9 protein-coding genes are annotated in these 14,256 nt (G+C 71.1%); 6 read left to right on the forward strand and 3 right to left on the reverse strand.

Translation table 11 applies throughout. The features are described from left to right. Positions 1 to 82 precede the first annotated feature (82 nt). A complete protein-coding gene (locus QIY60_RS30845; protein ID WP_283146125.1) occupies positions 83 to 628 on the reverse strand; it encodes a phosphotransferase in 546 nt (181 codons plus the stop codon). Here QIY60_RS30845 and QIY60_RS30850 point away from each other — a divergent pair. Next, on the forward strand, positions 535 to 792 hold the full coding sequence (locus tag QIY60_RS30850) for a hypothetical protein (RefSeq protein ID WP_283146156.1): 258 nt from the start codon (positions 535 to 537) through the stop codon (positions 790 to 792). The genes QIY60_RS30845 and QIY60_RS30850 overlap by 94 nt on opposite strands. 1,104 nt (positions 793 to 1,896) lie before the next feature. Here QIY60_RS30850 and QIY60_RS30855 read toward each other — a convergent pair. Then, on the reverse strand, positions 1,897 to 2,484 hold the full coding sequence (locus QIY60_RS30855; protein WP_283145461.1) for a cysteine hydrolase family protein: 588 nt from the start codon (positions 2,482 to 2,484) through the stop codon (positions 1,897 to 1,899). A 74-nt stretch (positions 2,485 to 2,558) separates the two neighbouring features. Here QIY60_RS30855 and QIY60_RS30860 point away from each other — a divergent pair, with 74 nt between their 5' ends. Then, entirely contained in the window at positions 2,559 to 3,548 is a 990-nt protein-coding gene (locus QIY60_RS30860) for a helix-turn-helix domain-containing protein (protein ID WP_283145462.1), read from the forward strand. A gap of 1,081 nt (positions 3,549 to 4,629) precedes the next feature. Next, on the forward strand, positions 4,630 to 6,210 hold the full coding sequence (locus QIY60_RS30865) for a PQQ-binding-like beta-propeller repeat protein (protein ID WP_283145463.1): 1,581 nt from the start codon (positions 4,630 to 4,632) through the stop codon (positions 6,208 to 6,210). A 273-nt stretch (positions 6,211 to 6,483) separates the two neighbouring features. Here QIY60_RS30865 and QIY60_RS30870 read toward each other — a convergent pair whose 3' ends face one another. Beyond that, on the reverse strand, positions 6,484 to 7,068 hold the full coding sequence (locus tag QIY60_RS30870; protein WP_283145464.1) for a hypothetical protein: 585 nt from the start codon (positions 7,066 to 7,068) through the stop codon (positions 6,484 to 6,486). A gap of 378 nt (positions 7,069 to 7,446) precedes the next feature. On the opposite strand from QIY60_RS30870, the gene QIY60_RS30875 reads away from it, so the two are divergent. The 3 genes from QIY60_RS30875 (at position 7,447) to QIY60_RS30885 (ending at position 14,168) form a co-directional block, all read left to right on the forward strand. Further along, positions 7,447 to 10,101, forward strand: coding sequence for a LuxR family transcriptional regulator (locus QIY60_RS30875; RefSeq protein ID WP_283145465.1), 2,655 nt, complete (start codon positions 7,447 to 7,449; stop codon positions 10,099 to 10,101). A 205-nt stretch (positions 10,102 to 10,306) separates the two neighbouring features. Further along, positions 10,307 to 13,387, forward strand: a complete 3,081-nt coding sequence (locus tag QIY60_RS30880) for a S8 family serine peptidase (protein ID WP_283145466.1) — start codon at positions 10,307 to 10,309, stop codon at positions 13,385 to 13,387. A gap of 88 nt (positions 13,388 to 13,475) precedes the next feature. Continuing rightward, a complete protein-coding gene (locus tag QIY60_RS30885; RefSeq protein ID WP_283145467.1) occupies positions 13,476 to 14,168 on the forward strand; it encodes a class I SAM-dependent methyltransferase in 693 nt (230 codons plus the stop codon). Positions 14,169 to 14,256 lie beyond the last annotated feature (88 nt).

The raw sequence follows: 14,256 nt of genomic DNA on the forward strand, positions 1-14,256 counted from the left end.
TCCTTCTCCAAGAGGCGCGTGATCAGAGGCGCGAGGTGGCCCGCCTGTCGCGGCGACGGGGGTTCGTCGAACAGGACGGCGGTCAGGGGCCCGGTGTCGGTGTCGCGGCGGAACGGGGACACGCCCTCAGTCGCCTGGTACAGCGTCGCCCCGAGCGAGAACAGGTCACTGACGGGGAGGCCGTCTTGGCCGCAGGCCCGCTCGGGGCAATGTACTCCAGCGAGCCGACGAACGAGCCGGGGGCGGTCAGCGCGGTGTCGGCCCGGCGCAGGGCTATCCCGAAGTCCGTGAGCAGCACCCCGCCGTCGTCCGCCAGCATCACGTTCGCGGGCTTGATGTCCCGGTGCACGATCCCGGCCGTGTGCGCCGAGCCGAGGGCTGCCGGCAGGGCCGTGGCGACCTTCGTGGCCTCCTCCGGGGCCAACTCCCTTTCCTGCCGAGGGCTTCGGCCAGCGACTCGCCTTCGACCAGCCGCATCGCGGTCCACGGTACGCCGTCCTCGACCACCACGTCGTACACGGCGACGATGTTCGGATGGTCGCGAAGCAGGGCCGCGTGGCGGGCCTCGCGCGCGGCACGCAGCAGCCGCTCGGACTGCTCGTCCGCCGACGCGGCGGGCGGCAGCCAGACCTCCTTGAGCGCCACGTCGACATGCAGGGTCTCGTCCCGGGCCCGCCACCCACGCCCGAACTCCCCGGAACCGAGCCGCCCGACCAGCCGATACCGCCCACCGACCACCCGTCCCGGCTGCGCTTCCTGCGGCACTGTCTCCCCGATCCGTCTCAGCCGTAGTCCAGTTGAGCGCCAACAGCGTACGGGCCCAGGCACGGGGCCATACGTCGCGGGGCGTCGGACACAAGGTGAGAACCTCAATGGCCGATGGAGCCTGAGCCTGAGCCGCGAAATGCGGCGGCGTCCAGCGCGCAGCGTCAGCTGCTTGGGGACTGTGTCGGCGTGAGGCTGTGGCCCGGTCGGTGGTGAACGGACTCCTGTGCGATATCGCGGAGTTGCGCGGTCGTTTGGTCCGGGCCGAGGGCTGCGACTGTTGCGGCGGGAGATCGCCGGGGAGACGGTTGGCGAGATCCTGGGGGAGTCCGGTGCTGATGAGGTGGCTTCCGGGCAGGAGGAGGAGACGGGAATCGGGGCAGATGGTGCGTCGGCGGTGTCGTGGGTGTTGGGTGGTGTACTTCGGGGCAAGGGATTCGTCCCTTGGACCTTCCCCTTGGGACCTTTGTGGCTGTTGGAGGTTCGGGTAGCAAGGGGGGTGAGGAATCGGGGACGTCATGGGTGTGAAGAGGCAGTGGGAGAAGGAGTCCGGAACCGGTAGGCGGGAGCCCGGTCCGTCCCGGTTGGACACGTCGCCGCTCCCGGGGGTTGTGTCGCCCCAGGGGGTCATCGCCTTGCAGGGGGATGTGGGCAATGCGCGGCTGGCACGGGTGATCGAGGAGCAGCGGCGGGGTGCGCAACCGGCGTCGCCACGCAGGGGGGCGGGCTCGGGCGGTGGGCTTTCGCCTTTGTCGCGGGCGGGACTTGGGGTGGCGGTCCAGAGGGCCCCGGCGGAGGGGAAACACCAGAGGACCGACGATGTCCGCCGCGTGCGCCGCCCGATCCTCATGCGACATCGCAGCTCCAGAGCGACGCGTGAAACTCACACTCAGAGATTGCCTCAGTGGTGATGCGCAGCGGGACGTCACGCCTCCAACAGAGTTGATCAACGGCTACGAATAGCCGAACCGCCTGTCCGTGGTGGGGCAGTGCCTGTAGTAGCGGGCGATACGCGGCTGCCGTGGCTGTCCATCACACAACCGCGGTCAGGCCCCTTGAGTTGGCCCCGGTGAGCGTCGGAGGTGGCCCGCGCTCCTGATCTGGGGTGTCAGGGGCGGATGATCTGGGGTGTCAGGGGCGGACGGCGGTCACCAGCTCGCCGGTCGTCACCACCCGGGCGAAGCCCCCGCCGTGCAGCGAGACGGCACTGGCTCGGGCCAGTTCGTCGGCCGTCAGATGCCAGCCGTTCGGGCCGGTCAGGTCGAAGGTGTGGGTGGCGTCGAGGGCGACCAGCACGTCGTAGCCGAGGTTGCCGCCCATGCGGGCAGTGGTCTCCACACACATGTTGGTCTGGATACCGGCCAATACCATCTGGGCGATACCCGCCGCCTTGAACCAGTCGTCAAGGTCGGGGGTGCCGTAGAACGCCGAGTTCACGGACTTGGTGACGAGCAGCTCCGGCCCGCCGCCCTTGCCGCGGCGCTCCTGGACGTACTCCTTGAAGTCGTTACCCTCGTACCCGGCCCGCAGCGGCGAGCCGGGTTTGTTCGAGTCGTGCCGTACGAAGACGACCGGCCGGTCCGTGTTCTGCCAGGCCGCGATCAGCGAGGCGATGTTCTCGTCGGCGGCCGGGTTGTTGCGCGGGCCCCAGAACTCCGGCTCGTCGAAGCCCCTCTGCACGTCCACCACGACCAGCGCCGCGTTCTGTGTGATCTCCATGCCCACGATCCTGCCGCCCCGGTGAGCTCTCGCACAGAAGGCGAAAAGACAGCGATCGATGGTTTACTGCCAAGGTGACCCAACCCGCACCGGCTCGCATCGCCCTGCTCGCCTTTCCCGGCATCCGGGCCTTCGACGTCTCAGTGATCACCGAGGTGTGGGGCGCGGACCGCACCGACCAGGGAGTCCCCGCGTTCGAGCTGCGCCGGGTGGCCGCAGGCCCCGAACCGGTACCGATGCGCGGCGGGCTTGCGCTCACACCGGACCGCACCCTCGCCTGGCTGCCTCGCGCCGAGCTGATCCTCGTGCCGGGCTTGGACGACCACGTCACCCCAGCGCCCGAGCCCGTCCTCGCAGCACTGCGCCGCGCCCACGCCCGAGGCACCACCATCGCCGCGCTGTGCGGCGGCGCGTTCACACTCGCCCAGGCGGGACTGCTGGACGGCCGCCGGGCGCTGACCCACTGGGCGTTGACCGATCTGTTGAAGACCCGGCACCCCCAGGTGCAAGTCGAACCGGACGCCTTGTTCGTCGAGGACAGCAATCTGTGGACGGCGGCCGGCACCGCCGCCGGCATCGACCTGTGCCTGCATCTGGTGCGCGCCACGCACGGCGCGGAGGCAGCCGCGACCATCGCCCGCTCCATGGTCACCGCACCCTTCCGGACCGGCACCCAGGCCCAGTTCATCGCACATCCGACCCCGCACACCGACCGCGACGCGGACGCGCTGGCCGAGGTGCGCGCCTTTGCCCTGGCGCATCTCGACGAACCGCTCACCGTGGCCGCTCTCGCCGCCCGCTCCGGGATGTCGCCGCGCTCCTTCGCTCGGCACTTTGCGGCGGCTACCGGAACCACTCCGCTGCGCTGGCTCCTGGACCACCGCATCGCGACCGCCCAGAAACTCCTCGAACGCACCGACCTGCCCATGCCCGAGGTCGCCCGCCGGTCCGGTTTCGGCAGCGAAGTCACCATGCGCCAGCACTTCACATCCCGCCTGGGGACCAGCCCGCGCGCCTACCGCACCTCGTTCGCCGAACAACCACCCTCTGGACAGGGACGTTGATTGCGGGCCAACTCGACACCCCCCACTCTGCTGGCCCCTCAGGCAGGCTCAGCACAGCGCGTAGTCGGAGGCCCAAGAGCCGCTGGCCCGTGAGCGCTTGAGTTGGCCTGGGTGAGCATGGTGGTTTCCCGGCCTTCGGCATGGTGGACACTCCAGCCTGGCCACGGCACTCGACATGACCGTTCGCGGCGGCCGTCATGGGCGAGCCGGAGACCAACCGGCAAGTACGGCCCCGCCAGACGTCCGTCACCAGCGCATGCCGATATCGGCGCGTCGTTTTTTGGGGAGAGAGTTTTGCTGCGCGGCGGCGGGTGTTGTCGAGGATCGTGCCGAGTTTGACCTCTACAGTCGGTTCGGCGCTTGTACGGGTCTCCGTTGTGCCGTTGCTGGGTTCCAGTCGCTCCACATGCTTCCTGGGGACGTTCGGATGTCCCTCCCGGGCGTGGACGCGAGCGTGGCCGGCGAGGCGGCCGTTGACGAGGGCTGGCGGGTCGAAGCCGTCGGGGCCAGACCATCCCCGCCCTGTCTCCTGGCGCACGGCGTCCCGCCCCAACCCAACGAGGTCAGTTCAGCACGAAAGAAGTCCTGCGTGTCTGCCATCACGCATATGGCAGGTTGCTCGGCGCTCCGCCGAGGTGCGCTCTTTCTCGCGCCACCGTGGGCCTCGTCGCCGGCATGGCCAGATATCGCCGGTCGGCGGATACTCCCCGCACGCGGTGTGTCAGGCAAGGCCCGAACCTCGGGAGGCACCAGTGAAGCCCCCAACGTCATTGGCCTTCACGACAGTGGTCCTCGCCGCGTGCCTCACCGGCACGGCTCCTGTCGGCCGCGGTCGCCACCAGCCCGTGCCGGTGAAGAAGCGCCTCGGTACAGCTCTCATGCCCGCGTCGGGGGTGGCGCTCGCGAGGGTGTCCGCGCAGCAGCCCGGGATGCTGCTGGTGGAGACGCGCAGCAGGACGGGTCCGGACGCGGCGATGCCACACGCGTTGGCCTCGCGGCACAAGCCTCGGCTGGTGCGCACCCTCCCCATCGCGGCACCTCCGCTCGTCACACCTCCGCTCCCCGTCACAGGAGGACAGCCATGCGACACCTCATCACACCAGTCATCAGAGTGGTCGCGGCCGCGGTCATGGCCTTCAGTAGCCCGCTGGTCCCCTCGGTGCTCACCGCGCCCGTCGCCCAGGGATGTTCGGGCTCGACGGCACCCGGCGGCGATTGGCCGATGTACGGAAGGGACTACTCCAACTCACGCGCACAGCAGAACGAGAGCGCCCTCCCGCCGGTGAAAGCCGCCACGCTCGCACCCAGCTGGGTCTTCGACACCGGCAACCGGGCGCAGGCGGTGGGTTACGAGGACATCGCCAGTACCCCGGTCGTCGCGCACGAATGTGTCTATCTCGGTGATGCGGCCGGTGACGTGGTCGCTCTGAACGCGGACACCGGCCGTAAGGTGTGGCGGGAGCACATAGATCTGACCGTTGCCGAGACCGGCACCCGATCCGGTGTGGTCGTGTCTACGGTCGCCATCGACGGGCAGCAGGTGTTCGTGGCGGTGAACAAGTCCGGCGGGCCGTATGTGCTGGTGCTGGAAGCGGAGACCGGGAACCGGCTGTGGCAGAGCCCGCCGCTGGACTCGCAGCCCGAGGCCTACACCAACGCCAGCCCCCTCGTGTACCGCGGGGCCGTCATCGTGGGCTTCTCCGGCCCGGAGGGAATCCCCACCGCTCAGGGCGGGTTCACCATTCTGCGGGAGTCCGACGGCCAGGTCCTCAAGCACGCCTACACGATTCCGGAAGCAGACCAGTCGGCCGGCTATGCCGGCGGCGGGATATGGAGCACCCCTGCGGTGGACACGGCGACCGGATACGTCTACGCCGGGACCGGCAATCCGTTCAGCAAACAACAGGAGCACCTGTGGACCAACGCGATCGTGAAGATCGACCTGACCCCGGGCAGCGCGGCATTCGGCACCATCGTCGCCTCCTACAAGGGGCTCATCGACCAGTACTCTCCCATCTTGCGTGATCTGGCGCGGCCGACATGCATGTTGCTGCCGGAGAACCCGACCTTTCCGCCGTTCCCGCCGTTCCTCCCATCGTTGCAGGAAGCACGTGACAGCGTTTCCTACCTGCAACAGGACCTGGACTTCGGCGCGTCCCCGAACCTGTTCCGCAACCCGACGGGTGAACTGCTCATCGGTGAACTGCAGAAGTCGGGTGTCTACCACGTCATGCGGGCGGATTCGATGGAGGGGCAGCACCGGATCCTGGTCGGCGTCGGCTGCCTGGTCTGCAACGGTGCCTCCACCGCCTACGACCCCGAGGCCGGCCAGGTGTACGCAGACGTGGCCATGGGCACGCTGATGGTCGGTTTCGCACCAGGAGCGACCACGGCCGCGTGGGCTTCGCTCGTCGGAGACGGCATCCACTACCAGCCGGTCGCCGTCGCGGACGGGGTCGTGTACACGGCCGACTCGATCGGCATCCTCGACGCCTACGACGCATCGACCGGAATCCAGATCCTCCGCCGGTCGTTGGCGCTCGACGGCGCGAGCGACGCCGTGGCCGCACTGGCCAGCAACGGTGTGTCCATCGCCAACCACACCGTGTATGTGGCGGCAGGCAGCCGGATCATCGCTTACCGACCGCGCAGCCTGCTTTGAGCACGGACCTTGCCTGAGTACGTGCCTTGCCGAAGGCCGGGTAGGCAGGGCAGGCGGGCGGCGCAGACGAAACGGCCCGGCGACATGCGGGGCTGATCGGCGGCTGGCGGTCCGGGATCGCCACTTCCCCATTCGCCCGCTCTGGCCCGCACGTTCGAGCTACGGCGCACTTCACCGGTCCGGGTGGTCCGGGTGACGCGTCACCCGAGGCCCCCGCACCGCAGTCTGCCGGGAGCCTCGGGCATGGGCGGAACCGCACCAGCTCGACCCGGTCTACGAGACCTTGGCGTACTCGTAGGTGGTCTGGCCCTTCTCGTCGCCGTAGTGCGAGCGGCCGACCATGACCTCGCCGTCGCTCGCCCTGGAGTAGCTGGAGCTCTCGGTCTGGCCGCCGGTCCACCGGTACGACGTGATGTCCACGGGCCGTCCCCCCACGGTCAGCGAGGCCGTCGCGTACCTCGTGTAGCCGTTCTCGTCGCCGCTGTGGACCCGGCCCACCAGGGCCTCACCGCCCGGCGCGGTGAAGAACGAGTTGCTTTCCCGCTGGGAGCCGCTCCAGTTCGGCGCGCCCACCTGTACGAGCTGGCCGTCGATGATGATCAGGCCGCAGTAGTAGGTGGTGGAGCCGTTCTCGTCGCCGTGGTGCTCCCGGCCCAGCAGGACCTGGTTGGTGGGACAGGAGACGGGAGTCCCGGCCGACTCCCTTTGGACGGTCTGGCTGTAGCCGTCGTAGATGATCACGGACGCCGCCGCGGCGGCGTGCGCTTGGGTGGCCATCGCCGTGCCGAGCCCGACGGAGAGCAGTGCGGCGCTCGCGAGTGCGGCAGAGCGTCTGCCGATGCGCGATGAGTACCTCATTGGCTGCCTTTCGTGTGGTGTTGTGACCGTGGGGCCTGGTCCTCCACCGGAAAACGCGGTCGATAGCCGGTTCCAGCCTGTGCACCGCGGCTGTGGTCAACCCGGCAGGACCGCGCTTCCACCCCTGTATGCGCCGCCGTGGTGGCCGGCGCCCTCTCACCCTCGCGCGGCCGCCCGCTCGGCCACAGAGCAGTCGACTACTCGAATCCTCCCCGGCGACTACTTCATGAACGAGACCCGTTACCTGCTTGCGCGCGCGGGGCGGTGAGTGCCGGCCGTGCTTTCCCGCGTCCTGACCTGGCACGCTGCACCATGCACGCGTCTGGGGAGTGTCCGGCTGGGGGGCCGGCACCCCAGACGCCCGAGGGGGAACAGAGCATGGAGACCACCTGGGGCGGCCGCCTGCCCTTCGTCGGCCGGGCGGCGGAACTCGCAGCACTGCACCGCCTGCCGCGCAGCCCCACCTGCAAGGCGGCCGTCATCACGGGGCCGCCCGGCGTCGGCAAGAGCCGCCTGGCGGGGGAGTTCCTCGCCGGGATCGGCCGCAGGAGCGGAAGCGGAGCCATCCGTGTCCAGGCCACGCACAGTGCACGCTCCCTTCCCCTGTCGGCCCTGACCCCGCTGCTCCCGCCCGATGCCCACGCGACAGATCCCGCCGATTTCTTCCACGACGTCAGAAGGCGGATGGCGGCTCGCCGCACGGCACTCGGCCGCCCCACCGTGCTGGTGGTGGACGACTTCCACCTCCTCGATCCGACCTCCTTGGCCCTGATCTCCCTGCTACTGGCCGATGCCACGCTTTTCGTGGCCGCGACCCTCCCCGACGGCGCCGAGTGGCCGGATGTCCTGCGGTCCTTATGGCGCGAGGACGCCCTGCACCACACCGCCCTGACGACGCTGAACGCCCAGGAGAGCGCCGCACTGCTGAGCGCGGCGGTGGGCGGACCGGTCGCCGCGTACACCGCGCACGTTCTGTGGAAGACCGCACAGGGCAACCCGTTGGTCCTGCGCGAGCTCCTGCGGGCCGCCCTTTCCGACGGCCACCTCCACCGGGTTCACGGTGTCTGGTGCCTGCGGCAGCCGCTCGCGGCGCCTCTGCACGGCATCCCGTTCGACGACCGGCTCGCCGCGCTCCCACCCGACCGGCGCAGCCTGCTCGAACTGCTGGCGCTGTGCGGCGCGATCGGACTGCGCGACGGCTTCGCCCACGCGAGCCCGGCCGTCCTCGCCGACCTGGAGGAGCAGCAGCTCATCGTCTCCCACCTCGACGGGCGGCGTGAGCAGCTGTCCCTCGCCCACCCGCTCCACGCCCAGAGCCTCCGCTCCAGCGTCACCCGGCTCAGAGCGCGCGCCCTGCTCCTGGAACAGGCCGCCCGGGTGCGCGACCACGGAGCCCGGCGCTCCGGGGACGCGCTGGCCCTGGCCCGCTGGGAACTCGACGCCACCGGCACCGCCGACCCCGCGCTGCTGGTACGCGCCGCGGCACAGGCCATGTACGTCGACGACGTCGACTCCATGTGCCGGCTCGCCCGAGCCGCCTTGGCGCACGGCCCGAACGTCCGGGCCGGACTCATGCTGGGCGAAGCACTCGGACAGCGCGGCGAGTTCACCGAAGGACTCGCCGTACTGGAGGACACCTTCGCGACGGCCGACGGCACCCAACTCGCCTCCGCCGCCCTGACCTTGGCCGTGCACCACTTCTACGGACCGGGCAACCTCAGCCGGGCCCTGGCCGTACTGGACGAGGCGGTGCTGCGCGGCGGGCCGTCACCCGCACTCGACGGCTGGAGGGCGACCCTGCTCACCTCGGCGGGCCGCATCGCGGCCGCGCGCACCGTGCTGGACGCCTGGCCCCCCGTACCGCCCGACGCGCCCCTCACCCCCGCCGACGTCCTGCTCCTGCAGGGACGCCTCCGCGTACAACTCGCCTCCGGCCGGGCCGAGGAGGCCGTCGGCACCGGCTGGGCCGCCCACACCGCGCATCGCGCCCTCGCCGAACGCACCGCGGTCTTCTACCCGGCGCGCAGCCTCTACCTCATCGCCTGGGCCCTGCTGGAGGCCGGACACCTCGACGAAGCCGAACAGGTCGCCCAGGAAGGCTTCGACGACCTGCTGCGTTCACCGGTCCCCGCCTTGGTCGTGTGGTTCAACTGGATACGCGGGCGTATCGCGCTGGACCGGGGCAGGACGCTGGAAGCGGCCCGCCACTTCCGCGAGGCCCGGGCCCAGGCACATCTGTGCGGCCACCGCTACGCCGAGCAGCGCGCGGTGGCCGGGATCGTGCTGGCCGAGGCGTACGCGGGACGTGTCGACCCCGAGGCCGTCGCACTCGCCTCCCTGGCCGCCGAACCCGGCACTCCGCTGCGCCAGGCCGACACCCTGCGTGCCCACGCCTGGGTCCTGCGCTGTCAGGGCCGGCCCACGGAAGCCGCCGACGTCCTGCGTACCGCCTCGGAGGAAGCCCTGGCCCAGGGCGAGGTCTCCGCCGCCATCGCGCTCCGGCACGACCTGCTGCGCTGGGGAGAGCACTCTGCGGCGGCAGGACTGCTCGCCCTGGCCGGGCAGGCGCAGGGCCCCTACGCGGCCGCACGCGCGGCCCAGGCCCAGGCCCTCGTCCGGCGCGACCCCGAGGCGCTGTCGGCCGTGGCCGACATCTGGGCGGCCATGGGCGCCCCGCTGCTCGCCGCCGAAAGCCTCGCCCAGGCAGGCCACCTGTGGCGCACGGCGGGGGGCTCAACCGCACTCCGTGCCGCACACCGGGTCACGGCCCGCGCCTTCTCCTTCCTCCAGGAGTGCGAGGAACCCGCCACCCCCTTGCTCGCCCACCTGTCACCGGCCGCCGATCTCACCCCTCGGGAGCGCGAGATGGCGCTCCTGGCGGCCCAGGGGCGTACCAGCAAGGAGATCGCCGCCCAGTGCGGAGTGTCGGTGAGAACCGTGGACAACACGCTCGGCCGCGCCTACCGCAAGCTGGGCATCAGTGACAGAAGCGGCCTGCAAGGGGTGTTCACGAGGAGGAACGCGACTCCCTGAGCCGGCGTCCAGCCTTTCGGCACCGGGAGCGCCCGCGCACCGTGGATGCCGAGGCGACGGCGCCGCCGTGCTCCGCACGCGTGGGAAGGTCGGTCGAACGGGCGATCCCTCACCCGGTATACGGGACGAACCGCACCGGGCGGGGAAGCCAGCCCTGGTGATGACACGTCAAAAAGGCCGCAGAGCCACTGTCCTGCCCCTGGCCATGGCCTCAGTGCTTGCCGCGGGCCTGTGCTCGGCCGCCTCCGTGCCCGCGCGGGCCGCCGACCCTGGGAAGGGCTACAGGGACGGCGTCTACCTGGTGCGCCTGGCGGACCGGCCGGTGGCCACGCACGAGGGGACCAGGCCCCTGCCGGGGCGGCGGCTGGACGCGGGCTCCGACGCCGTACGGCGCTACATCGCCAGGCTGGACCGGCGGCGGGAGGGCGTACTCGCGGACCTGTCCAGGACGGTCGGGGCGGCGAAGGAGCCGACCGTTCTCTACGAGTACCACTACGCGCTCAACGGGTTCGCCGCGCGGCTGACCGGCGCGCAGGCCGCCCGGCTGGCCTCGCTGGCCGGCGTGGTGTCGGTGACGCGCGACGAGAGGCTCGAGCTGGCCGACCAGTCCACGGATTCGGCCCGTTCCTTGCCGCAGGCACCGGCTCCGCAGGCCCCGGCCCCGCGATCCCCGCGCCCGCGAGGCGGCGATCCGGCGCCGGGCACGGGCGCCGTGACCGCGTTCGCCGACGTTCCCCGCTTCCTCGGCCTGACCGGCGACAAGGGCCTCTGGTCGAAGTTCCCGGGCGGCGCCGAGCGCGCCGGTGAAGGCATGATCCTCGGGGTCGTCGACTCCGGCTTCGACCCGGCCAACCCCCTGCTCCAGCCGCTGCCCGGGCCCCGCCCCGACGCCGCGGTCATCGCGAGGAAATGGCGGGGAGGCTGCGACGCCGGCGCCGACCCGGACCACGTGGTCAGCTGCAACAACAAAGTGATCGGTGCCGCCTACTTCAACGAGGCGGCCGAGCCCGGTCCCAGGGACTCGGCGTCTCCGCTGGACACCGAGGGCCACGGCACCCACACCGCCACCACCGCCGTCGGGAACCACGCGGTCGCGGCGTCCATCCCGCGCACCTCCCTCGGCGGCAGGCTGTCGGGCATGGCACCCGCCGCCCGCCTCGCCGTCTACAAGGCGTGCTGGGGCGAGGGCAGCTGCGCCCTGGCGGACGTGGTCGCCGCCCTGGACAAGGCCGTGGCCGACGGCGTCGACGCGATCAGCATGTCCATCGGGGTTCCGCTCAACACCGTGGACAACCCGCTGTCCGTCGCCCAGTTCAACGCCGCCGCGGCCGGAGTGTTCATCGTCGCCTCGGCGGGCAACGCCGGGCCGGGCACGGTGATGAACACGCCCCCCTGGGTGACCACGGTGGCCGCCTCCCTCGACGACACCGGATACCGGGCGGCCCTCACCCTTGGCGACGGCACCGCATTCAGCGGGACGGGCGCCGGTACGGCCGTCCCCTCCGCCCCGCTGGTCGACGCCGCCGCGGCGGGCCGCAAGGGCACCGACCCGGCCCAGGCCTCCCTCTGCGCCCCGGACACACTCGACCGTGCGAAGGCCCGGCGCCGGATCGTGATCTGCACACGGGGCAAGAACGCGCGTATCCAGAAGAGCGCTGAGGTCAAGCGGGCGGGCGGCATCGCCATGGTCCTGGCCAACACCACGGACGCGCAGGAACTCGTCGCCGAGGTCCACTCGGTGCCCACCGTCCATGTGAACGCCACGGACGGCGCCGCCGTCAAGGCGTACGCCGCCGGCACCGGTGCCACAGCACGGCTCGGCGCCGTGCGGAGCGTCCCGCAGCGGGCGCCGGAAGTGGCCGGGTTCTCCTCCTCGGGACCGGATCCCCTCACCGGCGGCGACCTGCTCAAGCCGGACCTCACGGCACCGGGCGTGGACATCGCCGCGGGCGTGGTCCCCGGCGGCACGAACGGCGTCTTCGAGGGCGGCTTCGGCCTCATGTCGGGCACGTCGATGTCCGCCCCGCACATCGCCGGCCTCGCCCTGCTGATCCGGGCCCAGCACCCCGACTGGTCCCCCATGGCGGTGAAGTCGGCGCTGATGACCACCGCGTACACCATGGACAACCAGAACCGGCCGATCCAGCGTTCCGGCGCGGACGCCACCCCGCTCGACTACGGCTCCGGCCATGTCGCACCCGCCGCGGCACTCGACCCCGGCCTCGTCTACGACTCCACCTCCGCCGAGTGGACCGACTTCCTCTGCTCCGGCCCCCGCGCGTCCCAGGCCGGCGACGGCGGCTCGTGCGCGGCCGCCAGGAAGATCGACAGGAGTGACTTCAACTACCCGTCCATCGCCGTCGGCGCCCTGACCGGACGGCAGACCGTCACCCGCACCGTCACCAACGTGGGGTCCACCAAGGCGGTCTACAAGGCCGCCCTTGAGGTGCCTGACGGATTCCAGGCACGGGTGTCGCCGAACGTCCTGGAGATCGAGCCGGGAGCATCGGCCCGCTACACCGTGGACTTCACGCAGACCGACGCGGTGTACGACGCCTGGAGCTTCGGCTCGGTGACGTGGAGCGACGCGCACGGCCACCACCGGGTGCGCAGCCCGCTCGCCGTACAGGCGCACCAGCTGTCCGTACCCTCCAAGGCCAAGGGCACGGGCACCGACGGCTCGGTGACGCTGTCGGCGCAGGTCGGCTGGGAGGGCGAGCTCGGCACCCGGCTGCGCGGCCTGTACGCCGACACCGCCACCAGGGGCCGGCTCACCGGCACCAACTACGACTTCCGCCCCGGCGCGCCCGCCGAAGGCCCGGCGACGGCGAAGCTGAGGATCCATGTGCCCGAAGGAACCCAGCTGGCGCGCATCGCCCTGCTGGGAGAGGAGTCCAGCCAGGGGCAGGACATCGACATGTACGTCTACCGGGGCGGCAAGCCCGTCGTCTCCAGCCGGTCGGGCGGCTCCGAGGAATCCGTCATGCTGACCGAACCCGGAGACTACGACGTCTATCTGAACCAGTGGGGCGCGCTGGACCCGTCGGCCGCCCTGCCGTTCACGCTCCGGACCTGGCTGGTGGGCCCGGACGAGCCCGCCGCCGCGGCCACGGTCACCCCCTCGGCCCTCAAGGTGTCCGCGGGGGACCGGACCGACATCACCGTGGCCTGGAGAAGGCTCCATCCGCGGCGCTGCTACCTCGGAGTGATCGACTACAGCGAGGGCGCCACCGAGGGCGCGGGCCGGACGGTCCTGACGGTCTGCCCGTGGCGTCCGGCAACATGACCGCCCCGGACGTGGTGCCGTTGTCACCCACATGGGTGAACTCGCCGGGTGAGGGAACGGCCGTAGGGTGCCGGCCCGTTGGAGGGGCATGGGACTGAGCATGCGAGCGGGACATCAGGGGACGGGGCCGGGGCCGATCACCCCGGATGGCTGTGCGGTGGAGCTGTACTCGCGGCTGCCGATCGGGGACGAGCCGGACATCGTGGCCGGGGCCGTGCCGGCGGGTGCCTGCGTCCTGGAGCTGGGGTGTGGTGTGGGGCGCATGACCCACCCGCTCCTGGAGCGGGGTTTCACGGTGACCGCGGTGGACGAGTCCGAGGAGATGGTGGAGCGCGTCCGTGGGGCACGTACGGTATGCAGCCCGATCGAGGACCTCGACCTGGGCGAGACGTTCGATGTGGTGATACTCGCGTCGTTCCTCGTGCACGCCGGGGATGTCGAGATACGGCGGGCGCTGCTGCGTACCTGTGCCCGGCATGTCGCGACGGACGGCTGTGTGCTCATCCAGCGGGAGGGCGAGGATTACCACACGAACCTGCCACGCGAGCGCGTGGACCCCAGCGGTTTCACCGTGCGGATGGTGTCGGCGGAGCCCGTCGGGGACGGCGTGAACTCGGTGTACGCGGAGTACGAGTTCCCTGACGCCACGTGGACACAGACGTTCTTGGCCCGGCCGTTGACGAAGCAGCAGTTCGAGCAGGCGCTCGCCGAAGCGGGCCTGAAGGTCGACGCGTACCTGACCGAGGACCGGATATGGGTACGGGCGGTTCGCTCAGTCTGAGAGAGTCGCCCGGAGCGGCGGTCTCGACGGGCAGGCTACCGCGGAAGAGACTGCCGAGGGTTCGCCGCGGAGCAGCGCGCGGCAGTGG

Origin of the sequence: Streptomyces sp. BPTC-684, assembly GCF_030028635.1 — a bacterium.
Lineage (GTDB): Bacteria > Actinomycetota > Actinomycetes > Streptomycetales > Streptomycetaceae > Streptomyces > Streptomyces noboritoensis.

Bases quoted from the DNA above. Each gene is read 5' to 3' on its own strand.
- QIY60_RS30850 (WP_283146156.1), top strand. From the start codon at position 535: ATGGTCGCGAAGCAGGGCCGCGTGGCGGGCCTCGCGCGCGGCACGCAG.
- QIY60_RS30855 (WP_283145461.1), bottom strand. From the start codon at position 2,484: ATGGAGATCACACAGAACGCGGCGCTGGTCGTGGTGGACGTGCAGAGG.
- QIY60_RS30865 (WP_283145463.1), top strand. From the start codon at position 4,630: ATGCGACACCTCATCACACCAGTCATCAGAGTGGTCGCGGCCGCGGTC.
- QIY60_RS30870 (WP_283145464.1), bottom strand. From the start codon at position 7,068: ATGAGGTACTCATCGCGCATCGGCAGACGCTCTGCCGCACTCGCGAGC.
- QIY60_RS30875 (WP_283145465.1), top strand. From the start codon at position 7,447: ATGGAGACCACCTGGGGCGGCCGCCTGCCCTTCGTCGGCCGGGCGGCG.
- QIY60_RS30880 (WP_283145466.1), top strand. From the start codon at position 10,307: ATGGCCTCAGTGCTTGCCGCGGGCCTGTGCTCGGCCGCCTCCGTGCCC.
- QIY60_RS30885 (WP_283145467.1), top strand. From the start codon at position 13,476: ATGGGACTGAGCATGCGAGCGGGACATCAGGGGACGGGGCCGGGGCCG.